This window comes from Zobellia alginiliquefaciens, from assembly GCF_029323795.1.
Classification (GTDB): Bacteria; Bacteroidota; Bacteroidia; order Flavobacteriales; family Flavobacteriaceae; genus Zobellia; species Zobellia alginiliquefaciens.
Map to the genome: position 1 here is coordinate 4725025 of NZ_CP119758.1, position 22222 is coordinate 4747246.

At 37.8% G+C, this 22222-nt stretch carries 22 protein-coding genes; 5 read left to right on the forward strand and 17 right to left on the reverse strand.

All coding sequences use genetic code 11. From position 1 onward, the window contains the following. Positions 1-16: 16 nt before the first annotated feature. From hisA to P0077_RS19600, 17 genes are all read right to left on the reverse strand, one after another. Positions 17-787, reverse strand: a complete 771-nt coding sequence (gene hisA, locus P0077_RS19520) for a 1-(5-phosphoribosyl)-5-[(5-phosphoribosylamino)methylideneamino]imidazole-4-carboxamide isomerase (RefSeq protein WP_276166873.1) — start codon at positions 785-787, stop codon at positions 17-19. A 226-nt stretch (positions 788-1013) separates the two neighbouring features. Then, complete coding sequence (gene hisH, locus P0077_RS19525) at positions 1014-1598, reverse strand: imidazole glycerol phosphate synthase subunit HisH (RefSeq protein ID WP_276166874.1); 585 nt, start codon at positions 1596-1598, stop codon at positions 1014-1016. A gap of 83 nt (positions 1599-1681) precedes the next feature. Then, a complete protein-coding gene (gene hisB, locus P0077_RS19530) occupies positions 1682-2818 on the reverse strand; it encodes a bifunctional histidinol-phosphatase/imidazoleglycerol-phosphate dehydratase HisB (protein WP_276166875.1) in 1137 nt (378 codons plus the stop codon). 25 nt (positions 2819-2843) lie between these two features. Further along, positions 2844-3893, reverse strand: coding sequence for a histidinol-phosphate transaminase (gene hisC / locus P0077_RS19535; protein WP_276166876.1), 1050 nt, complete (start codon positions 3891-3893; stop codon positions 2844-2846). Further along, positions 3886-5175, reverse strand: a complete 1290-nt coding sequence (gene hisD / locus P0077_RS19540) for a histidinol dehydrogenase (protein WP_276166877.1) — start codon at positions 5173-5175, stop codon at positions 3886-3888. The genes hisC and hisD overlap by 8 nt, the downstream gene beginning before the upstream one ends. 4 nt (positions 5176-5179) lie before the next feature. Next, a complete protein-coding gene (locus P0077_RS19545) occupies positions 5180-5575 on the reverse strand; it encodes a GNAT family N-acetyltransferase (protein WP_276166878.1) in 396 nt (131 codons plus the stop codon). Between the two features lie 51 nt (positions 5576-5626). Continuing rightward, positions 5627-6484, reverse strand: a complete 858-nt coding sequence (gene hisG / locus P0077_RS19550) for an ATP phosphoribosyltransferase (protein WP_276169232.1) — start codon at positions 6482-6484, stop codon at positions 5627-5629. A 249-nt stretch (positions 6485-6733) separates the two neighbouring features. Next, positions 6734-7549, reverse strand: a complete 816-nt coding sequence (locus P0077_RS19555; protein WP_276166879.1) for a prohibitin family protein — start codon at positions 7547-7549, stop codon at positions 6734-6736. Positions 7550-7559: 10 nt separating this feature from the next. Further along, a complete protein-coding gene (locus tag P0077_RS19560; protein ID WP_276166880.1) occupies positions 7560-9587 on the reverse strand; it encodes a vWA domain-containing protein in 2028 nt (675 codons plus the stop codon). Positions 9588-9653: 66 nt separating this feature from the next. Next, entirely contained in the window at positions 9654-10400 is a 747-nt protein-coding gene (gene fabG, locus P0077_RS19565) for a 3-oxoacyl-[acyl-carrier-protein] reductase (RefSeq protein ID WP_276166881.1), read from the reverse strand. Between the two features lie 116 nt (positions 10401-10516). After that, positions 10517-11389: a succinate--CoA ligase subunit alpha gene (gene sucD / locus P0077_RS19570; protein WP_276166882.1), complete on the reverse strand. Its 873-nt coding sequence runs from the start codon at positions 11387-11389 to the stop codon at positions 10517-10519. 70 nt (positions 11390-11459) lie between these two features. Further along, on the reverse strand, positions 11460-12392 hold the full coding sequence (locus P0077_RS19575) for a UDP-3-O-(3-hydroxymyristoyl)glucosamine N-acyltransferase (RefSeq protein ID WP_276166883.1): 933 nt from the start codon (positions 12390-12392) through the stop codon (positions 11460-11462). A 63-nt stretch (positions 12393-12455) separates the two neighbouring features. Then, positions 12456-13022, reverse strand: a complete 567-nt coding sequence (gene efp, locus P0077_RS19580) for an elongation factor P (RefSeq protein ID WP_276166884.1) — start codon at positions 13020-13022, stop codon at positions 12456-12458. An 80-nt stretch (positions 13023-13102) separates the two neighbouring features. Continuing rightward, positions 13103-13888 carry an acyl-ACP--UDP-N-acetylglucosamine O-acyltransferase gene (gene lpxA / locus P0077_RS19585; protein WP_276166885.1) on the reverse strand — a complete coding sequence of 262 codons (786 nt, stop codon included), beginning with the start codon at positions 13886-13888 and terminating at the stop codon, positions 13103-13105. 1 nt (position 13889) lies between these two features. Continuing rightward, on the reverse strand, positions 13890-15275 hold the full coding sequence (locus tag P0077_RS19590) for a bifunctional UDP-3-O-[3-hydroxymyristoyl] N-acetylglucosamine deacetylase/3-hydroxyacyl-ACP dehydratase (RefSeq protein WP_276166886.1): 1386 nt from the start codon (positions 15273-15275) through the stop codon (positions 13890-13892). Further along, positions 15256-16305, reverse strand: coding sequence for a UDP-3-O-(3-hydroxymyristoyl)glucosamine N-acyltransferase (gene lpxD / locus P0077_RS19595; protein ID WP_276166887.1), 1050 nt, complete (start codon positions 16303-16305; stop codon positions 15256-15258). Before lpxD ends, P0077_RS19590 begins: the two co-directional genes overlap by 20 nt. Positions 16306-16328: 23 nt before the next feature. Then, entirely contained in the window at positions 16329-17558 is a 1230-nt protein-coding gene (locus P0077_RS19600) for an HD domain-containing protein (protein ID WP_276166888.1), read from the reverse strand. 144 nt (positions 17559-17702) lie between these two features. Between P0077_RS19600 and porX the strand changes: the two genes are divergently transcribed. From porX to P0077_RS19625, 5 genes are all read left to right on the forward strand, one after another. Continuing rightward, entirely contained in the window at positions 17703-19244 is a 1542-nt protein-coding gene (porX, locus tag P0077_RS19605) for a T9SS response regulator signal transducer PorX (RefSeq protein ID WP_276166889.1), read from the forward strand. 13 nt (positions 19245-19257) lie between these two features. Then, entirely contained in the window at positions 19258-19668 is a 411-nt protein-coding gene (gene tsaE / locus P0077_RS19610; protein ID WP_276166890.1) for a tRNA (adenosine(37)-N6)-threonylcarbamoyltransferase complex ATPase subunit type 1 TsaE, read from the forward strand. A gap of 194 nt (positions 19669-19862) precedes the next feature. Then, on the forward strand, positions 19863-20012 hold the full coding sequence (locus tag P0077_RS19615; protein ID WP_276166891.1) for a hypothetical protein: 150 nt from the start codon (positions 19863-19865) through the stop codon (positions 20010-20012). 76 nt (positions 20013-20088) lie between these two features. Further along, the gene (locus tag P0077_RS19620; protein WP_276166892.1) at positions 20089-20766 is read left to right on the forward strand and encodes a hypothetical protein; all 678 of its coding nucleotides are present in this window, start codon (positions 20089-20091) and stop codon (positions 20764-20766) included. A gap of 108 nt (positions 20767-20874) precedes the next feature. Then, positions 20875-22074, forward strand: a complete 1200-nt coding sequence (locus P0077_RS19625) for an alanine dehydrogenase (protein ID WP_276166893.1) — start codon at positions 20875-20877, stop codon at positions 22072-22074. Positions 22075-22222 lie beyond the last annotated feature (148 nt).

Below are 22222 nucleotides of genomic sequence, written 5' to 3' on the forward strand. Positions count from 1 at the left end.
TTATTGCTTAAATTTCTTACCGCCCTCCCATTTCCAATATAAAATCCTCTAGCTGTTTTAAGCTGATTCTATTTTCATAGATGGCTTTTCCGATTATTGTGCCTTCACAGCCCATTTCTGCAAGTTTTGGCAATTCATCAAAAGTTGAAATACCACCGCTGGCAATCAATTTTAGTCGCTGGGTTACCTTTCCCTCAACTCCCTTCATATCAACTTTACACTGCTCTAAAATCTTTTTATATAAATCGAATGAAGGTCCTTCTAGCATGCCGTCTTTGGAAATATCGGTACAGATGACATAGGCAATTCCTTTTTCTTGATATGATGAAATAAACGGAATCAATTTTTCAGTAGATTCCTCCTGCCAACCCGAAACGGCTACTTTTTCATCTTTGGCATCCGCACCTAAAATAATTTTCTCGGCACCGTAAGTTTGAATCCAGCTGGAAAACGTCTCCTTATCTTTTACCGCAATACTTCCGCCAGTAATTTGGTTCGCTCCGCTTTCAAAAGCGATTCTTAGATCATCATCCGTTTTCAATCCGCCGCCGAAATCAATGTTCAACGTGGTGCCACAAGCAATTTGCTCTAAAATCTTATGATTTACGATATGTTTGCTCTTAGCGCCATCCAAATCCACCAAATGCAAATATTGAATACCATGTGCTTCAAACTCCTTCGCTACCTCTAACGGGTTCTCATTGTATATTTTTTTAGTATCATAGTCCCCTTTTGAAAGGCGAACGCATTTACCATCTATGATATCTATTGCGGGTATTATTCTCATTAGTTAGTAGTTAGTAGTTAGTAGTTAGTAGTTAGTAGTTAGTAGTTAGTAGTTAGTAGTTAGTAGTTAGTAGTTAGTAGTTAGTAGAAGTTAAAAAACGCCCATTATAGAAATGCTTTACCTGAGATTTTTTTAATTTATTATCCTTTATCTCTACTTCTAACTTCTCCATATTTATATATTTCCTCGTTGGAATCTCAATACTCATTACTCAGTACTAATTCCTCTATATATTCTTCAAAAAATTCCCAAGAATCTTCTCTCCTACGTCACTACTTTTCTCAGGGTGGAATTGGGTACCATAAAAATTGTCTTTCGCCAAGGCTGCGCTGTATTTTAGTCCGTATTCAGATACCGCTATGGTTTCTTTGCACAATGGTGCATAAAAACTGTGTACCAAATAAACATGCTCTTTATCGGCTATGCCTTTGAACAAGTCCGATTTTAAATTCGCTATCTGGTTCCATCCAATTTGTGGGACTTTAACTTCGTTAGAAAACTTAACACAATCCACATCAAAAATTCCTAAGCCCTTTGTATTTCCTTCCTCGGAAGAGTGACACATGAGCTGCATACCCAAACAAATACCCAGTACGGGTTGTTTTAGCGTAGGTATAATTTTGTCCAGCCCGCTGTTCAAAAGCATTTTCATGGCACTACTCGCCTCACCTACACCTGGAAAAATAACCTTGTCCGCAGCTTTAATTTCTTCTGCATCACTACTCAAAACGGCATCGTACCCCAATCGCTTGATAGCGAATTTGATACTCTGAATATTCCCTGCACCGTAATTTATAATTACTATTTTCATTTATTTAGTATTGAGTATCAAGTAATGAGTACAGAGCGAATATTAAAAAATTAATGCCTTGTACTCAACACTCACTACTATTTTTAAAGAACTCCCTTTGTACTTGGCAGTACCATTTTTTCTACATCCCGTTTTACCGCCATTTTAATTGCCTTTGCGAATGCTTTAAAAATGGACTCTATCTTGTGATGTTCATTTTTTCCTTCCGCTTTTACATTTAGGTTGGCTTTGGCTCCGTCTGTAAAAGATTTAAAGAAATGATAGAACATTTCCGTTGGCATATCTCCTACCATCTCCCGATTAAACTCCGCATCCCAAACCAACCAATTACGACCACCAAAATCTATGGCCACTTGTGCCAAGCAGTCGTCCATAGGAAGGCAGAAACCGTAGCGTTCAATCCCCATTTTAGAACCTAGTACCGTGTGAAACACCTCCCCTAAAGCAATAGCTGTATCTTCAATAGTATGGTGCTCGTCTACTTCTAGATCACCATCTACTTTTATCTCCAAATCCATTTGTCCATGGCGAGCCAATTGATCTAGCATATGGTCAAAGAAAGACAGACCTGTTTTGATATTGCTTTTGCCCGTCCCGTCTAGGTTTAGATTGATGTAAATATCCGTTTCATTAGTTTTTCTGTGCGTTTCCGACACTCTGTTCTCCAACTTTAAAAACTCATAGATTTTCTCCCAGTCGTTGCTTTCTAAAGCGATAACGGAATCCAACTCGCCTCTTTTCACTGTGATTTCTCCAGTACCCAAATTGGTTTCATCGTTAATGAAGATGCCTTTAGCCCCTAAGTTTTTAGCCAATTCAATATCCGTAAGGCGGTCACCGATTACGAACGAATTTTTTAAATCATAATCCTCAGAAAAATACTCCGTTAACAAACCTGTACCTGGTTTTCTGGTATTTGCATTTTCATGGGGAAACGTACGGTCTAGAAAAACCTTGTCAAAAACGACTCCCTCGTTTTCAAAGGACTTCAAAATAAAATTATGCACGGGCCAGAACGTATCCTCTGGAAAAACATCGGTTCCAAGTCCGTCTTGGTTGGTAATCATTACCAATTCGTAATCGAGTTCTTTGGCTATTTTTCCCAAAAACGTAAATGCTTTGGGGTAAAAGACCATTTTCTCGAAAGCATCAATTTGCTCGTCAACAGTCTCTTTGATTATGGTACCGTCCCTATCAATAAATAAAACTTTTTTTGCCATAGTATTGGTCTCTTAAGCTTCTGGTTTAGGTTAGCTTATTTAGTACTTCTATTAATTTTTTATTCTCTTCTGGTGTACCCACCGTAAAACGCAAGGTGTTCTTACAAAGGGGCTGTGTTGTTCGGTTGCGCACTACAATTCCTTCTGCCAATAATTGATTGTATCTATTGGTAGCATCATCCACTTTGGCTAACACAAAATTGGCGTCTGACGTATATATATTCTCCACAAACGAAACTTCACGCAATACTTTAAGTAGACGCTCTCTTTCATTCAATATATTGGAGATTTCGTCTTTTACAGACTGTACATCAAGAACCCGTTTTAATGCCTTTTGCTGCGTGAGTTCATTCACATTATACGGTGGCTTAATTTTATTGAGTGCCGTTATTACTTCTTTGGATGCAATACAAACACCCAACCGAATCCCCGCCATTCCGTAAGCTTTGGAAAGCGTTTGAGTTACGACCAAATTTGGAAAATCAGACAATCTGGAGACCCAGCTTTCGCTTTCTGCAAAATCTATATAGGCCTCATCAATAACCACCAAACCATTGAACTTATTCAGCAACCTCACCATACTTTCTTCGCTAAAAATATTTCCGGTAGGATTATTAGGCGAACACAAAAACAAGAGTTTTGAATGCTCATCCACAGCTTTTAAAATCCCTTCAACATCTGGCTGAAAATCTTCGGTTAGAAGCACTTCTCTATTTTCCACCATATTGATGCCCGAAAGCACTTTGTACATGCCGTATGTTGGAGGCAAGGAAATAATATTGTCAACTTTCGGTTCACAGAAGGTCCTGAATATTAAATCTAGTACTTCGTCACTTCCATTGCCTAAAAGAATATTTTCCACCGAAATATCTTTCTGTTCTGCTAAAACCGCCTTTAAACCTCTTTGTTGCGGGTCTGGATATCGGTTCACTCCATTTTCGTACGGATTTTCATTCGCGTCTAAAAATACCATTTCCGAGCCGTCGGAAACGTATTCGTCCCGAGCGGAACTGTACGGACTCAAGCCTTTTACATTTTCCCTTATCAGGTTTTGTATATTGAATTCTTTATTCATTCTTTAAGCTATTGAGTCTTAGCGTTACCGCGTTCTTGTGTGCTTGAAGTCCTTCGGCTTCCGCCATAATTTCAATGGCATTGCCAATTTCCTGAATGCCCTTTTCACTGATTTTCTGAAACGTCATACTCTTCATAAAACTATCCAAATTTACACCGCTATACTGCTTTGCATAGCCATTGGTAGGTAGAGTATGATTCGTACCTGAAGCATAGTCACCTGCACTTTCAGGTGTATAATTACCTATGAATACCGATCCGGCATTTTTAATATTGTTCACGAAAAATGCTTCGTTTTTCACGCAAACGATGTAATGCTCCGGTCCATAAGCGTTGATTAAATCATTTGCCGTTTGATCATCGGTCACATAAATCAACTTGCTATTGGCAATGGCCTTTTCCGCTATCTCTTTTCTAGGCAATTTTTCAAGCTGTACTTCTACCTCTTCTTCAACAGCATCAATCATAGATTTGGAAGTAGAAACCAAAATCACCTGACTATCCACACCATGTTCCGCCTGACTCAACAAATCTGAAGCTACAAAAGCGGCATTGGCCGAATCATCTGCCAAAACCAATAACTCGCTGGGTCCTGCAGGCATATCAATAGAAATACCGTATTTCGTTGCAATTTGCTTGGCGACCGTAACATACTGATTGCCGGGACCGAAAATTTTATACACCCCAGGAATGCTTTCCGTACCAAAAGTCATAGCAGCAATCGCCTGAATGCCACCAACCTTAAAAATCTTTTTAACACCACATAAATTTGCGGTATATAAAATAGCAGGATTGATTTTACCTTCTTTATTTGGAGGCGAACACAATACCAATTCTTCACAACCTGCAATGGTAGCGGGCACAGCAAGCATTAAGATTGTAGAAAACAAAGGTGCCGTACCACCGGGAATGTAAAGTCCCACTTTTTGTATGGGTCTTTTTTCTTGCCAGCATTGCACACCATTCGCAGTTTCCACAGTAACTTTGTCCGTTTTCTGCGCTTTATGAAAAACCTCAATATTATTTTTCGCTAATTGAATGGCATCCTTCAGTTCTTGAGAAACTAAGCTTTCGGCCTCTACTATTTCTTGCTCAGAAACTATTAAATTTTCAAGTGAAACACCATCAAACTGCTCAGTGTACTTCTTTAAAGTAGCATCACCATTTTCTTGAACCTCTTGAAAAATACCTTCTACCGTTTGTTCAATGTCTGCCACGGTCTGTGTGGGGCGCATTAAAACACTGCTCCACTCCCCCTTATCAGGATTATAAATTTTGTTCATTTTTTTACTCTAAGTTCTTAATCATGTGATAACCCAATGGCTCAAAACCATGACGTTCCCAAAACTTTACTCCCTTTTCATTCGCGACATAAGAATTAAGTTCAATACTATTGCAACCCTTACTGTTTGCATAGTCTACAAGCCATTCCATCATGAGTTTACCTATTCCCTTACTCCTATATTCGGTAGTAACAAAAACATTGTCTAACTCTATATGTTTGCCTTTGTATAGCTTATGCAAAAACCAAATACCGCAACAAGCGATTAAATTTTCCTTATCATAAACCCCCAAACATTCATAACCGCCCATAGCCTTCATTGATTCCAACCGGGTTTGCAATACTTCTTTTGAAAGCTTACCTTCATTTAAATCATAGACCAAAGGTAGAATCGACTCCATTTTTTCGTAAGGAATCAGTTCCAGTATCAATTCGCCCTCCATCGCTGAAAACTAAAGTACCATCTTTTCAATCGGGCAAACTAAAATACCTTCTGCTCCAGCTTGCTTCAACTCATCTATAACATCCCAAAACTTGTCTTTATTGATTACCGTGTGTACAGAGCTCCAACCTTCTTCCGCTAAAGGTAAAACTGTTGGGCTTCGCATTCCAGGCAACAATTCTAAAACTTTATCCAATCTATCATTAGGAGCATTCAACAAAACATATTTAGACTGACGTGCCTGTAGCACAGATTTTATCCTAAACTGAAGTTTCTTTAGAATTTCTTTTCTTTCCTCTGAAATATTTGGAGAAACTGCTAACACAGCCTCACTCGTCAACATTACTTCAACCTCTTTTAAGTTGTTCTTGAAAAGGGTACTTCCGCTGGAAACAATATCACAAATACCATCTGCAAGACCAATATTAGGTGCAATTTCCACAGAACCATTAATGATGTGCAAATCAGCCTTTACCCCTTTTCCATCTAAATATTTCCGCACTGTATTCGGGTAAGAAGTAGCTATACGCTTGCCTTCAAAGTCTTGAACAGATTTATATTTTACGGCCTTAGGTACAGCCAAAGAGACTTTACATTTAGAAAAACCAAGCTTTTCGGCTATGCCTATGTCCTCGCCTTTTTCAATCAAAACATTCTCTCCAATAATAGCAATATCAACAACGCCATCTCTTAAATACTGGGGAATATCTCCGTTACGAAGATAAAACACCTCTAAGGGAAAGTTTCTTGAAGAGGCTTTAAGCTGGTCTTTTCCATTATCGATAGAAACCCCACAATCTTTTAAAATTTGTAGTGAATCTTCATTCAACCGACCTGATTTCTGGATAGCAATTCTAATTTTTGTCATTTTCATTTTTGATTATGTTCAAGCCACCAAAAGAGCTCTAAAAGTAAAACCCGCTTGATTGCTCAAACGGGTTTTTAATATTTTTGTAATACTACAATACATATTTACCTCGCCTGAGAGCCAGTGTAAATATGATGATGTGTATTTCTGTTTTTCATTATGACGTAAATGTAAAATCTATTTTTCATTTCTCAAAAGAATAGTTGCAAAATAAACAAAAACCCTGCAACTCCTTTTAACTAAAACAGATTAGTTATTTCCCAAGATTAAAGGTAAACCAGATTCTCCACTACCTACTACCACAACTTTGGCATTGGCAGATTGCGCTAACTTCAAAGTTGCATCAATACCTTTATCTTGCAAAATCTTATCCGTAAGAGATGCGCTCAAAATTCTATTTGCGTCCGCCTTACCTTGAGCTTCAATTGTTACTTTTTCTGCTTCCTTTTTAGCAGTTACCAATCTAAACTCATATTCCAAAGACTCTTGCTCTTGTTTCAATTTTCTTTCGATAGCGTCTTTGATTGTTGGAGGCAAAGTAACATCCCTAACCAATATTTCGTTCAATTGAATATACTGGCCCGAAACAATTTTCTGGGTCTCATCAAAAATTTCTTGCTGAATGGCATCTCTCTTACTAGAATACAATTGTTCTGGAGTATAGCGCCCAACAACTGAACGAGCTGCCGACCTAATGGTTGGCAACAAGACCCTTTGTACATACGCCTCTCCTTTTTCTTGATGCAACTTTCCTAAATCGTTCCGGATAGGCTCAAACCATGCCGAAGCCTCCAGTTTAATATCCAAACCGTTGCTTGACAGAACGTTCATTTTTTCAAGCACTTCTTGCTGTCTTACTTCATATACAAAGACCTTGTTCCAAGGTGCAACAATATGAAAACCTTCTCCCAATGGCGGTTCATCTGTAACAACCCCACCTCCAAAAGTTTTATATAGTACACCTGCCTCACCAGAACCAATGGTGACCGCAGATTTTGAAATTAAGATGATAACTACTATAAAAGCGAATATTACTGGTAATGCAATTTTGGGTAATTTGTCCATTTATTTTAATTTATATTAATCCGTTATATTTTCTTAAAAACCATTCCGCTGCAAGGGCAATAACCATTAGCCCCAACAATAGTCTGAAATCTATCAAAGATACGACATTTTGCTTGTTTTTCTGGGTAGGTAAAAAGCGATTATCGTTTGATAGCGTCTGAATTAAATCCGAATTTTGATTCGGATAAAACAAACGTCCACCAGTATTTTCCGCCAAACGATTTAACTTCGTATCATTCGTAGCTAAAAACTGTTTTTCAACATCAAAATCCAAAATAGTAAAACTTCCTGTTTTGGATAAATTGTCTTTTTTTACCGTTGCGGAGAAATCATAGGTTCCCGCTTGTAGATTACTTAAATCTGCCTCATAGTAGCTCCCTTTCAGCAACATTGGCACTTCCGTAACTGCTTTTGTCTTTGATTTTTTTAGCTTGAGTACTATTTCAGCATTTGCATCAAAAACGAACGCTTTGTCAAAATAGGTCGCTGAAATTCTTGCTTCGTTACTTCCTGCGTAAACATTTTCATAATCTAAGGTCAGCCGCTGTCTAGATTTATTGGTTGCCAGATACAAAACAAGTTTCCCTATAAGGTCATCAAAATTTTGGAAACTCTGCAGATTTCCGTAAGTCTGTACACGCCATTTCCATATATTTTCCCCAAATAACGCAGCATCTCTCTTTCCATTTGCTTCGAATACCGCTAATAAAGGCTGATTTAAATCGACGCCCTTAATTTTTTGCGTCAACAAAATATCATTTTTACCATGTAACACAATATCTCCCAAACTACTTTGAAGTGGAGGGAAATCATCTACCGTAAATTCCCCACTGCCAAAGAGACCGAAGCCAGAATTTAAAACAGCGAATACCTCTTCCTCTTGATTGTAACTATTTTTTGTGTATTTCTTTTGAACTCGGTTCAAGAAATTCCAATCGGTTTTAGGCCCCGTAATGGTAAATGTATTGGCCTGTTTCTTCTCTATATAGCTGAATAAATTTTTAAAAGAACCGTTAGGTTGGTATAAAATAAAAAGGTCTACCTCTTCCAATTCCTTGGCCCCCGCATTGGGTTTCATAATGGTTACCGAACGCTGACCATTACTTTCTATTGATTTTTTTATCGCCCCTAAATCCGGATGTAACAAACTAGAAACCAAGGCTATATTTGTTTTTTCATCTATAACCTCTACAACGACCGTTCTTTTATTATTTGCTACGTTTCGTTCATTTTTAAGTGCTCCAACAGAAACCTGAAGATTTTTAGCCCCAATAGAATTTGCTTCTAGTAACGGATTGACCACTTCACTTGTATGAGTGTCGGAAAATGAAAGTGTTTGCCTAAAAACCGTCTTGCCGTTTAATGAAACTTGAATGGGAACACTTACCTTTTCACTTCCGGTGTATGAAATATAAATTTCTACGGGATATTTATTTTTTAGAAAGGCATACCTATTTGTATTCACTTGAGAAATAGCTACATCTTCATAACGCGTAGTATCTCCCACAGCAATGGGAAAAACAGGAAATTGTTGTTGTTCACTCTGAAAATCGTAGTCGCGACCTAAAGTCTGATTTCCATCAGAAATTAAAACAATAGCAGAATTAGTAGCTGAATACACTTCTTTTAATGCCGATAATGCTTTTGAAATATTGGTGTTTTTTTCTGCAAAAGTCAAGCTATCATTATCCTTTAACTCCGCGCCAAAATTATACTCCGTAAGTGAAAAACGTTTATTGAGTTCATCACTTTCCTTAAGACTTTCTATTGTTTTCTCTATAGCTAATTTGGATGAAGCCATAGATGAGGAATTATCCTTTAAAACCAGTAAATTGGCTTTCTCAGTGGTATACTCGTTTTTGGTAAACTTCGGGTTTATAAGGAGAAGAAACCCCGAGAAGAATGTTATAAAACGTAAGAACGCCAGAGCTACACTAAGCTTATCCTTTCTCTTATTTTTATAGAAACACTGAAATAACACCAGCACCAATGAAACAATTGCGGCTAAGATTATAAAGAGAATCGTCTGGGTGTTCATTAAGGAAGTTTCTTTTGAAGCTATACTACCCGGAAGAGCATCAACTACCTTCCGGGAATATATACCTTATGTAAGCATGCCGCCATCTACGTTCAGCACCTGACCCGTAACATAGGCCGATAAGTCTGACGCAAAATATAGGCAAGCATTTGCAATATCTTCTGGAGAACCCCCTCTTTTTAACGGAATACCATCTCTCCAACCCTGAACCACTTTTTCATCAAGCTTATCAGTCATTTCAGTTTCAATAAAACCTGGGGCAACAGCATTACACCTAATATTCCTTGAGCCTAACTCCAAAGCCACAGATTTTGTAAACCCAATCATACCGGCTTTTGAAGCTGCGTAGTTTGTCTGACCTGCATTCCCTTTAACACCGACCACACTACTCATATTTACAATACTACCTTTTCTTTGTTTCAGCATGGTACGCTGAACCGCTTTGGTCATATTAAAAACCGACTTTAAGTTGATTTCTATAACGCTATCAAAATCAGCTTCTGACATACGCATAAGCAAGTTATCTTTGGTAATACCTGCATTGTTAATCAAGATATCTATACCACCAAAATCCTCAAGAACATCTGCAACCAACTTTTCAGCGGCTTCAAAACTTGCCGCATTACTTTTGTATGCTTTTGCTTTTATGCCCAATGCAGTTAGCTCCTTTTCAAGTTCCAATGCCGGCGCTTCACTTGAGCTGTACGTAAAAGCCACATTGGCTCCATTTTCGGCAAAAACCCTTGCGATGCCTGTACCTATTCCTCTACTGGCTCCAGTGATAATTGCATTTTTTCCTTCTAACAATTTCATGCTTTAAATAGATTTGCTCTGTTCTACTTCAAATATAAGTTTTGTTTCATAAAACGGCTATAAAAAAATCCCGTTTCCGAAATATCGAAAACGGGATTCTTATATCCTTCAGGGAATTAACCCATAACTTCTTTTACTTTTATGCCAATTTCAGCAGGAGAATCGACCACGTGGATTCCGTGATCTCTCATAATTTTCTTTTTAGCTTGAGCTGTATCATCGCTTCCACCAACGATAGCACCGGCATGACCCATAGTTCTACCAGCAGGAGCAGTTTCTCCGGCAATAAAACCAACAACCGGTTTCTTGCTGCCGCTTTCTTTGTACCATTTAGCAGCATCTGCTTCTAATTGACCACCTATCTCACCAATCATTACAACACATTCGGTCTCTGGATCGTTAATCAATAGCTCAACGGCCTCTTTTGTTGTTGTGCCAATAATTGGATCACCACCAATACCGATTGCGGTTGTAATACCTAAACCTTGGCGCACTACCTGATCGGCAGCTTCATACGTTAACGTACCTGATTTAGATACAATACCAACGTTTCCTTTTTTAAATACAAAACCAGGCATAATACCTACTTTAGCCTCTCCTGGAGTAATTACACCTGGACAGTTAGGACCTACCAAACGGCAATCCATGTGCTTAATGTAATTAGAAGCCTTTACCATGTCGGCAACAGGAATACCTTCGGTAATAGTAATAATTACTTTAATACCCGCACTGGCAGCTTCCATAATAGCATCAGCAGCAAAAGCTGGCGGTACAAAAATTATGGTAGTATCCGCACCAACCTTTTCAACAGCTTCTTCAACCGTATTAAACACAGGTCTTCCCAAATGTTCTTGACCTCCTTTACCAGGAGTTACACCACCAACAACATTGGTACCGTACTCGATCATTTGTTCTGCGTGAAAAGTACCTTCACTACCTGTAAAGCCCTGAACTATTATCTTGGAATCTTTATTGACTAAAACGCTCATATACTCTCTAGTTTATTTTAATGTGACAAAAATATAAGTTTACAAATGAAATCTGAACTCAGACCGCATATTATTCTTCTAATTTTTTAAGAATAGACGGGATTTTCTTCACATAAGCCAATTGTTTTAGCTTTTCACGTGATTCTTCTATGGGTGTACCAAAATAACTCTTGCCACCTGCGACCGATTTGGTCACTCCGGTCTGCCCCATTATAACCGCTTTCTTTCCTATGGTAATTCCGCTATTGGTACCTACTTGGCCCCATAGTGTTACTTCATCTTCTATAATTACACATCCTGCAATACCGGTTTGCGAGGCTATCAAGCACTTTTCACCAATGACAGTGTCATGCCCCACATGCACCTGATTGTCCAATTTTGTTCCCTTTTTTATGGTCGTATCGCCTGTAACCCCTTTATCAATGGTACAAAGTGCACCAATTTCTACATCATCTTCAATAACCACACGGCCACAAGAAATAAGTTTATCAAAACCTTCTGGACGGTTTTTGTAGTAAAAAGCGTCGCCTCCCAAAACGGAACCGGAGTGAATGATTACATTATCACCGATTACACAATTATCATATAAACACACATTGGCATGAATCAGGCAATTCTTTCCGATTTTTACGTTGTTTCCAATAAATGCATTAGGCTGAACGATGGTCCCCTCTCCCACTTCCGCAGACATAGCAACTGAATTTATGGCTCGTTCAAAAGGACGAAAATGCACCGAAAGCTTATTGAAATCCCGAAAGGGGTCATCGGAAATTAAAAGTGCCTTTCCTTCTGGGCAATCCACTTTTTTATTGATAAGTACAATCGTGGCCTTTGAAGCCAATGCCTTATCATAATATTTAGGGTGATCTACAAAAACTATATCTCCGTTTTCAACCACATGAATCTCGTTCATACCCAAAACCTGAAAATCATCAGCGCCAACATAATCACAATTAATTAATTCGGCTACGGTCTTTAGTTCTTGTGGTTGTGGAAATTTCAATGGAACAGGATATGCGATTATTACTTTTAAAAAGTGTTCTTGACTGCTTATAAAGAAGAAAAATTATTCCTTAACACGCTCCATATAGGTCCCTTTATCGGTCTCTATTTTTATCTTATCACCTTCATTGATGAATAAGGGCACATTTACTTCTGCCCCGGTTTCAACCTTAGCAGGTTTTGTGGCATTAGTTGCTGTATTACCCTTTACACCAGGTTCGGTATACGTTACCTCTAGCACAACACTTGCAGGCATCTCTACCGATAATGGCATGCTATCCTCTGTATTGAAAAGGATTTTTACAACTTCTCCTTCTTTCAATAATCCCGGAGCATCAAGAGAACTTTCTTGAAGTGTAATTTGGTTATAATCATCCGTGTTCATGAAGTGATAGGTTTCTCCTTCAGGATACAAAAATTGGTACGAACGTGTTTCAACACGAACATCCTCTATTTTATGGCCAGCGGAAAAAGTATTATCCAATACTTTACCAGTGGAAACACTTTTTAATTTGGTACGAACAAAAGCAGGACCCTTGCCCGGTTTAACGTGCAAAAATTCAATGATTTTATAAATATCATTATTGTAACGAATACAAAGTCCTTTTCTAATATCTGATGTTGAAGCCATTTTTGGTCTACTGTTTATTTACTATTTATGAGGATGGATATAACCTTAAAACTAAATATTTATCCACCTGAAAAATTAAATTAATTATTGCTAAAATACCCTTTCATAATTCCACGTTGGGAATCCCTAATAAACTGAAGAATCTCATCCCTTTCAGGAGTAGCTTCCATTTCAGCTTCAATAATCTGGGTTGCCTGTGAATTGTTGTAGTGTTTCTGGTAAAGAATACGGTAGATGTTCTGTATTTCACGAATCTTTTCAGATTGAAAACCACGTCTACGCAAACCTACGGAATTGATACCAACGTACGAAAGCGGCTCACGTGCAGCTTTTACAAATGGAGGCACATCTTTTCTAACCAAAGATCCGCCAGTAACAAAAGCATGCTGACCAACAGATACAAATTGATGAACAGCTACCAATCCTGCGAGAATTACATTATCACCAATAGTAACGTGCCCTGCAAGTGTAGAATTGTTAGAGAAAATACAGTTATCACCAACAATACAATCATGCGCAATATGGCAATACGCCATTATTAGACAATTCTGACCAATTACGGTTTTATTTCTATCGGAAGTACCTTTATGAATTGTAGCACATTCACGAATAGTGGTGTTGTCACCAATGGTTACAATAGTATCTTCACCATTGTATTTTAAATCTTGGGGTGCAGCGGAAATTACGGCGCCAGGAAAAATATTACAATTTTTACCAATGCGAGCACCTTCCATTATGGTCACATTAGAACCGATCCAAGTGCCATCACCAATCGTTACGTTGTTATGAATTGTGGTAAAAGGCTCTACCACAACATTTTTAGCAATCTTTGCGCCCGGGTGAATATAGGCAAGGGGTTGATTCATTCTATTTCTTTTTAGCTATTTGCGCCATTAATTCTGCTTCACATACTAACTTATTATTTGCGTAAGCATACGCCTGCATATGACAAATACCTCTTCTTATTGGCGTAATAAGGCTACAGTGAAATGTTAACGTATCACCTGGAAGTACTTTTTGTTTGAACTTAACATTATCCATTTTCATGAAAAATGTTAAATAATTTTCCGGATCAGGAACGGTACTTAAAACTAGGATTCCTCCTGTTTGAGCCATTGCCTCAACCTGCAATACTCCCGGCATAACCGGTGCTCCTGGAAAATGGCCAACAAAGAAATTTTCGTTCATTGTCACGTTTTTCATTCCCACCACATGCGTATCCGATAACTCCAAGATACGATCTATCAACAAAAATGGAGGTCTGTGTGGAAGCATATCCATAATTTGATGAATATCCATCAAAGGAGGTTGATTCAAATCATATTGAGGAACCTTATTGCGTTTCTCTAATTTTATAATTTTTGAAATTTTCTTTGCAAACTGGGTATTTACATAATGACCGGGCTTATTGGCAATTATTTTTCCTCTAATACGGGTACCAGCTAAAGCAACATCTCCTATTACATCCAATAACTTATGGCGTGCCGCCTCATTGGGTTGGTGTAAAGTAAGATTGTCCAAAATACCATTAGGTTTAACCGAAAGTTTTTTCTTATCAAAAGCACTTTCTAACTTCTTCATGGTTTCTTCGGAAATCTCCTTATCTACATATACAATAGCGTTATTAAGGTCCCCTCCTTTAATGAGTCCGTTTTCCAAAAGCATTTCTAACTCATGCAGAAAACTAAACGTACGTGCCTCAGAGATTTCATTTTTAAAATCTGACAAGTGCTCCAATGTGGCATTTTGCGTTCCCAAAACTTTGGTACCAAAGTCTACCATAGTAGTTACCTGATATTCCTCTGATGGTATCACGGTAATCTCACTACCTGTTGCTTCGTCCTTAAAAGAGATAACGTCTTTTACAATATACTCTTCCCGTTCCGCATTTTGCTCTTCAATACCAGCTTCTTCAATAGCCTGAACAAAATATTTAGAAGAACCGTCCATAATGGGAGGTTCCGGAGCATCTAGTTCAATAAGTACATTATCAACCTCCAAGCCTACGAAAGCAGCCAAAACGTGTTCCGAAGTCTGGATTTTAACCCCTCTCTTTTCTAAGTTGGTCCCTCTTTGTGTATTGATTACATAATTGGCATCCGCCTCAATAATCGGTTCACCTTCTAGGTCTACTCTTTTAAATGCGTACCCGTGATTTTCTGGTGCGGGAACAAATTTCATGGTTACATCGGCACCGGTGTGAAGACCAACGCCCTTTAGAATAACCTCTTTCTTAATGGTTCTCTGTTTCATTCTTGTATTGATCGCTGTAGTTTTTTTCCAGTTCGTCAATTCTATTTAAAATCTTCGGTAAGTTCTTAAAGTAAACGTAGGATTTATTATAATCACCATAGTTTAAAGCCGGTGAGCCCTGTAACACTTCATTGCTCTTTATGTTACGGCCAATACCGGATTGTGCCTGTATCTTTACATTATCACCAATGGTAATATGCCCTACAATACCTACTTGCCCGCCAATCATACAACGTCTTCCTATCTTGGTAGAACCTGCAATACCCGTTTGAGCGGCAATTACGGTATGTTCACCAATTTCAACATTATGGGCAATCTGAATCTGATTATCCAGTTTTACGCCTTTTCTCAAAATAGTAGAACCTAAAGTAGCCCTGTCTATTGTAGTTCCTGCTCCTATATCTACGTTATCCTCAAGAATAACATTACCTGTTTGCGGTACTTTTTGATATTCGCCATTTTTATCTGGGCTAAATCCAAATCCGTCCGCTCCAATAACCACTCCACTATTAATGACACAGTTATTTCCTATCACGGTTTCGGAATACACCTTAGCTCCCGCAAAAATACTTACATTATTACCAATGGATATATTGTCACCAATATATACATTAGGATGAATTTTTACATTATCCCCAATAGTAACATTGTTTCCCAGGTAAGAAAATGCCCCCAGATAAAAATTATCACCATATGTAACCGTTTCCGATTTAAACACGGGCTCCTCAATGCCTGACTTATTATTTTTTACCTGATTATAAAATTCCAATATTTTTGAAAACGCCTCGTACGCATCCTCCACCTTAATAAGGATAGTCTCAAGTTTTTGCTCGGGAACAAAATCTTTATTAACTATTGTTATAGATGCCTTAGTAGAATAAATATGGGAAGTATACTTAGGATTAGCCAAAAAAGTCAAAGCGCCTTTCTCGCCCTCCTCTATCTTGGCCAATTTGTGAACGGTAATCTCTGGATTTCCTTCTAGTTCACCTTCTAAAATACCTGCAATTTGACCTGCTGTAAATACCATGAGCACAAAAGTAAGAAAAATAGTTAAACAGAATCTTTGGGATAACAGATATAATATTTTGTTACCGTTCTTGATAACGCTTTAAGATTAAACTGATCAGATGCTTTTGCCACATCAATCAACTTTTTGTTTTTCTTTAATATATTGATGTTCTGATGATGACGATCATACGCTTTGTTCTCAATCCTACCTTTAAAAACAAAATATGTGGTTTCTCTATCGGTAAGTTTATATTTTTCCTTAACCCGTGCAGTATGTTTTTGAAAAACTGCGTCATCAATAGGACTGTTCTTCAATTTTACTTTTAAAAACCGCCTGTTTATAAGCATACCGCATAGCTTAGACAAGATAAAATCTGGATGGTCTTGCCATAACTTTATAGCGGCCAAAACATCTACATCATCCAATTTTGAGAATATGGTTAAAATTTCCTGGTCAAAATTTTGTTTCTCAATTCTGTTCTCCATAAAAAACCGAAGTGCATCACTACAAACTATAACCTGACCGTCATTCATGATTTCCTTGGCTCGTTGCAATATCTTAATCAATAGCTGCTCAGCCACAATACCCGTTTTATGCAGATATACTTGCCAATACATAAACCTTCTGGCCATCAGGAATTTTTCAACAGAATACACTCCCTTTTCTTCAACTACTAGGTTTCCATCAACTACATTGAGCATGGTAATCAATCGTTCCGAGTTTATATTACCCTCAGCAACACCGGTGTAAAAACTATCTCTTTTAAGGTAATCCAAACGATCCATATCCAACTGACTGGATACCAACTGGTTTAGAAACCGCTTTTCATATTGTCCTTTAAAAATTGAAATGGCAAGCGTTAATCTTCCGTTAAAGATAGTGTTCAAAGCCTCCATGAATTGCAACGAAATGTATTCGTGATCGGTGCTTTCTACAATACTATGCTCCATAGCATGAGAAAAAGGTCCATGCCCTATATCATGCAAAAGAATAGCAATACACAAGCCTTCCTCCTCTTCCTCGCTTATCTCTACGCCCTTATACCTAAGGACCTGCAAAGCTTTTTGCATTAAATGCATTGAACCTAGAGCATGATGAAATCTTGTATGGTGCGCCCCAGGGTACACTAAATAGGACAAGCCCATTTGAGATATTCTTCGCAGACGCTGAAAATACGGATGACCGATCAACTCGAATATTAGTCCATTAGGAATAGTAATAAATCCGTAAATTGGATCATTAAAAATTTTAAGCTTTCTTGAGTTTGTCAAAATGAGGGTTGCTTTGCAATGTTCACGGTGGTAAAGTTAGGTAAAAGACAAAGTAATAAACTCGGTAAATGAATATTTTGACTACTCTTTAAGTTTTCAATGTTATTTTAGACCGTTTTATAATCGAAGTAACACTACTATTCAATGAATAAAATCTCCATATTATGGGTCGACGATGAAATTGACCTACTCAAACCACACATTATATTTCTACAGGGAAAAGGCTATGATGTCATCACCTGCCAAAGCGGACAAGAGGCACTAGAAGAATTACAGCAATCTAGGGTTGATATTATTTTCCTTGATGAGAATATGCCCGGCATATCAGGATTAGAGACCCTAGCAGAGATTAAAGTACTGGACTCATCCATACCTGTGGTCATGATAACTAAAAGCGAGGAAGAATTTATAATGGAAGAGGCTATTGGCTCCAAAATTGCCGATTACCTTATTAAACCGGTAAACCCAAACCAAATTCTATTATCGTTAAAGAAAAATTTAGACCATTCCCGTTTAGTTTCAGAAAAAACAACATCCAATTATCAGCAAGAGTTTAGAAAAATTGCCATGGATTTATCAATGGTGAACTCAGTTGAAGAATGGACAGACCTCTACAAGCGATTAATATATTGGGAATTACGATTGGAAGATATTGAGGACAGTAGCATGTTTGAGATTCTTGAGTCTCAAAAATCCGAAGCCAACAACCATTTTGGAAAATTCGTAGAGCGAAATTACGAAAGCTGGTTTAACGGAGACGGTCCCGTACTCTCGCACACCTTATTTAAAGAGCTTGTACAACCCGAGCTGAAAGATTCTCGCACCCTCCTTCTTGTTATTGATAATTTACGATATGACCAATGGTATGCTTTAGAGGATACGGTTAGCTCGTTTTACAAAAAGAATAAAGAAGAATCATATTTCAGTATTTTACCCACCGCTACCCAATATGCACGGAATGCAATTTTTTCAGGCCTCACTCCCATGGCTATGGAAAAAAAATATTCTCAATGGTGGAAGAACGATACGGACGAAGGAGGCAAAAACCTTCACGAATCCGATTTTTTAGGTGAGCAAATAAAACGTTTAGGTCTAAATTTAAAATGGGAGTACCACAAAATAAGCACCCTTAAGCAAGGTAAAAACTTATGCCAAAACTTTAAATCCCAAAAAGACAATGACCTCACCGTGCTCGTTTACAACTTTGTAGACATGATTTCCCACTCAAAAACAGAAATGGAAGTCATTAAAGAGCTGGCAAGTAACGACAAAGCCTACCGGTCGTTAACTCAAAGTTGGTTTAAGAACTCTCCTTTATTAGAGATAATTCAGCAGGCACAACAAATGGGAATGAAACTGATCATCACCACAGACCATGGCACGATCAACGTTAAACAACCCTCCAAGGTCATTGGCGATAAAGAAACCAGTCTCAACCTACGCTATAAAACCGGTCGTAGCCTAACTTATGAGGATAAGGATGTACTAGCGGCGCAGGACCCTGCCCATATTCATTTACCACGTATTAATATGAGTAGTTCTTTCATTTTTGCCAAGAACGACTTGTTTTTTGCGTACCCCAACAACTACAATCATTACGTTAGCTATTATAGGAACACCTACCAACATGGAGGAATTTCTTTAGAAGAGATGATCATTCCATTCGTAGTTTTATCACCAAAATAGAAGTATTTATATAATGAACATCACCTATACCGAAAAGGAAATTGACCAAATTGCCAAGATGGTAATTGAGAAGTCCACAAACAAGGTTCTCCTTTTTCATGCCCCCATGGGAGCAGGCAAGACCACTTTAATTAAAGCGATTGCTAAATACCTTGGAGTTGCGGATGCAGGAAACAGCCCCACATTTGGCATTGTAAACCAATATGAAAACAAAAAAGGCCATCTATTAGCGTATCACTTTGATTTTTATCGGTTAAATGACGAAATGGAAGCCTTAGATATGGGTTTTGAAGATTATCTCAATCAAAATGTATGGGTTTTCATTGAGTGGCCCAGTAAAATTGAGTCTTTCTTACCTGAAAACAGTACCAATATAGATATTGAAATCGTGGATATGACCACCCGAAAAATCAAAATATCGTAAACTTAGTTACCGATCGTCGAAAACATCGTTTGGGTTAATTATTTATTGTATAAAACTTGTTAAATTAGTCAACGTGTACGTTTTTTCGGATTAATGGATTGCCTTTAACATTTAAAGACGTACATTAGGAAGTTTTTTTTCCTACTTTTGACCTGTATAACTAATTAATCTTTAATAATTTAAAACCCCTGAAAATGAAAAAATTAGTATTTGGCCTTTTGGCATGTGTAGCTCTTTTAGCCGTTTCTTGTGAATCTTCTAATACAGCTGAAGATGATAGCTTGTACGAAACAAATGCAATTGACAAAAAGACTGCAGAAATTGATGGAGGCAGACGAAAATAAAAACCTGTTTTTTATTAAAAAGGCACTTTTAATTAAGTGCCTTTTTTTTTTGCAATAAAATCCTATCTTTAGAGTTATGATACTGATTATGGCTGATAAAAACAAAATACGAACAAAGTTAATTCTTGAGGGTTTAATAGCTTTCTTCCTAGCCATGATTCCCTTAATATTTTATTTTTACAAGTACATACCTGCGAAATCGGATGCAAGCTGGAACATTCTTTGGTTTGAATTTACGGACAACGGATATAAAGATGTAGCAACTGCCTTCTATTTCTATATAGGTAAATTTGTCCCTCTATCGTTACTAATTATCTGGTTTATCACCTGTAAACAATGGTGGTACCATGTTCTATTAATCCCTATAGCCATGTATAGTTTCCAACTATATAGTGTTCTAAGTGAGGACATCACTAAGATTGACGAAAATGAAATACTATATCTTCTAGGTGTCTGCATGGTAGTTATACCTATTGTTTATTTTATCAGATTAAAACTTGTAGACAAATACGTTCACGGCATAGACCTAGAAGCTATGGAAGCTGAATTGACCGCTTTAAAGAAAAAACAAGCAGCACGATCCAGTAATGCCAAATTGGATAAATTCATTTCTTCTGAAGTTTCTGAACACTCTCCAAAAGAAGACCAGGCCAAGTTCGAAAAAAAAGACACCCCTTCTCCTACAAATAACATTGAATCTAGCTTCAGGGAAGTTCAGCATAAATTAAACAATTGGCTGAATCTTAAATTCTGATTTACATCTTTGTTTTTCTCATATCACAGCCCGTAATCTCACACTAAATTCAACTAAATGTCGTATTTTTACTGTTAATCGCGTGTTACACGATTAGATGTAAAAACTATGAATCAACCTTCTTCTCCTTTTAGCAAACAACAACTGCTTCCACAAGAGGAAACCTTGGAAGTTCTTCGTCAAAAAGGCGAGCTTTTTATTGGCATCCCAAAAGAAAATCAATACCAAGAACAGCGAGTTTGCCTTACTCCGGATGCGGTCAACGCAATAACATCAAACGGTCACCGAGTTTTAATTGAGTCCGGAGCTGGTGATGGAGCCAATTATACGGATCTAGAATACACCAATGCCGGAGGAGAAATAACACGAGACACCAAGAAAGTCTATTCTTGTCCGTTATTGCTAAAAGTTGAACCTCCCACGCTTTCTGAGATTGAAATGATGAATCCGCAAGCGACCATTATTTCAGCTTTACAGATTAAAACCCAAAGCAAAGCCTATTTTGAAAAAATGGCCAAAAAGCGTATTACCGCTATTGCTTTTGAGTATATCCGTGATGAAGATGGAAAATATCCGGCTGTCCGTTCTTTAAGCGAAATTGCAGGAATATCCTCTGTTCTTATCGCTTCGGAAATAATGGCTGCTACCAACGATGGCAACGGACTCATGTTTGGAAACATCAGTGGTGTACCTCCTGTTGAAGTTGTAATTATTGGCGCCGGAACGGTGGGTGAATTTGCTGCCCGTTCCGCACTGGGACTCGGGGCCAACGTTAAGATTTTTGACAATTCACTTTCCAAATTACGAAACATACAATCCAGTCTTAGACAAACCGTCTACACCTCTACTATTCAGCCTAAAAATTTATTGAAATCGTTAAAACGTTGCGATGTAGCTATTGGGGCAACCCGCGGTAAAGATCGTTCTCCAGTAGTAGTGACAAGCGACATGGTCGAACACATGAAAAAAGGAGCTGTGATTATTGATGTAAGTATTGATATGGGCGGATGTTTTGAAACTAGCACTGTAACCACTCATAATAAACCTACTATTGAAAAATTCGGGGTCATTCATTACGGTGTGCCCAACATACCTTCACGCTACCCTAAAACAGCAACACTTTCTATCAGTAACATTTTTACCCCATATTTACTGGAACTTGGGGAGAATGGCGGATTGGAGAACTCGCTTCGCTTTGATAAAGGCCTAAGAAACGGTCTCTATATGTATCATGGCATACTTACGAACAAATCTGTGGGTGAATGGTTTGATTTACAGTATAGTGACATTAATTTCCTTATTTTCTAAGGGTTTTTCAAATATCATTTTTACTTAACCGGTCTACATAAGCGGTTTATTGCTATTTTTGCCATCGCTTTAGACGAGGGAACATTTATCATTCTTGATACAACGCTAAAAAGCGCAAAGCACAAATCATTAATTTCAGCAGTATAGG

Coding starts and splice junctions, on each gene's coding strand:
- hisA (WP_276166873.1), bottom strand. CDS start 787: ATGAGAATAATACCCGCAATAGATATCATAGATGGTAAATGCGTTCGC.
- hisH (WP_276166874.1), bottom strand. CDS start 1,598: ATGAAAATAGTAATTATAAATTACGGTGCAGGGAATATTCAGAGTATC.
- hisB (WP_276166875.1), bottom strand. CDS start 2,818: ATGGCAAAAAAAGTTTTATTTATTGATAGGGACGGTACCATAATCAAA.
- hisC (WP_276166876.1), bottom strand. CDS start 3,893: ATGAATAAAGAATTCAATATACAAAACCTGATAAGGGAAAATGTAAAA.
- hisD (WP_276166877.1), bottom strand. CDS start 5,175: ATGAACAAAATTTATAATCCTGATAAGGGGGAGTGGAGCAGTGTTTTA.
- P0077_RS19545 (WP_276166878.1), bottom strand. CDS start 5,575: ATGGAGTCGATTCTACCTTTGGTCTATGATTTAAATGAAGGTAAGCTT.
- hisG (WP_276169232.1), bottom strand. CDS start 6,484: ATGACAAAAATTAGAATTGCTATCCAGAAATCAGGTCGGTTGAATGAA.
- P0077_RS19555 (WP_276166879.1), bottom strand. CDS start 7,549: ATGGACAAATTACCCAAAATTGCATTACCAGTAATATTCGCTTTTATA.
- P0077_RS19560 (WP_276166880.1), bottom strand. CDS start 9,587: ATGAACACCCAGACGATTCTCTTTATAATCTTAGCCGCAATTGTTTCA.
- fabG (WP_276166881.1), bottom strand. CDS start 10,400: ATGAAATTGTTAGAAGGAAAAAATGCAATTATCACTGGAGCCAGTAGA.
- sucD (WP_276166882.1), bottom strand. CDS start 11,389: ATGAGCGTTTTAGTCAATAAAGATTCCAAGATAATAGTTCAGGGCTTT.
- efp (WP_276166884.1), bottom strand. CDS start 13,022: ATGGCTTCAACATCAGATATTAGAAAAGGACTTTGTATTCGTTACAAT.
- lpxA (WP_276166885.1), bottom strand. CDS start 13,888: ATGAATCAACCCCTTGCCTATATTCACCCGGGCGCAAAGATTGCTAAA.
- P0077_RS19590 (WP_276166886.1), bottom strand. CDS start 15,275: ATGAAACAGAGAACCATTAAGAAAGAGGTTATTCTAAAGGGCGTTGGT.
- lpxD (WP_276166887.1), bottom strand. CDS start 16,305: ATGGTATTTACAGCAGGTCAAATTGCAGGTATTTTAGAAGGTGAACTA.
- porX (WP_276166889.1), top strand. CDS start 17,703: ATGAATAAAATCTCCATATTATGGGTCGACGATGAAATTGACCTACTC.
- tsaE (WP_276166890.1), top strand. CDS start 19,258: ATGAACATCACCTATACCGAAAAGGAAATTGACCAAATTGCCAAGATG.
- P0077_RS19615 (WP_276166891.1), top strand. CDS start 19,863: ATGAAAAAATTAGTATTTGGCCTTTTGGCATGTGTAGCTCTTTTAGCC.
- P0077_RS19620 (WP_276166892.1), top strand. CDS start 20,089: ATGATACTGATTATGGCTGATAAAAACAAAATACGAACAAAGTTAATT.
- P0077_RS19625 (WP_276166893.1), top strand. CDS start 20,875: ATGAATCAACCTTCTTCTCCTTTTAGCAAACAACAACTGCTTCCACAA.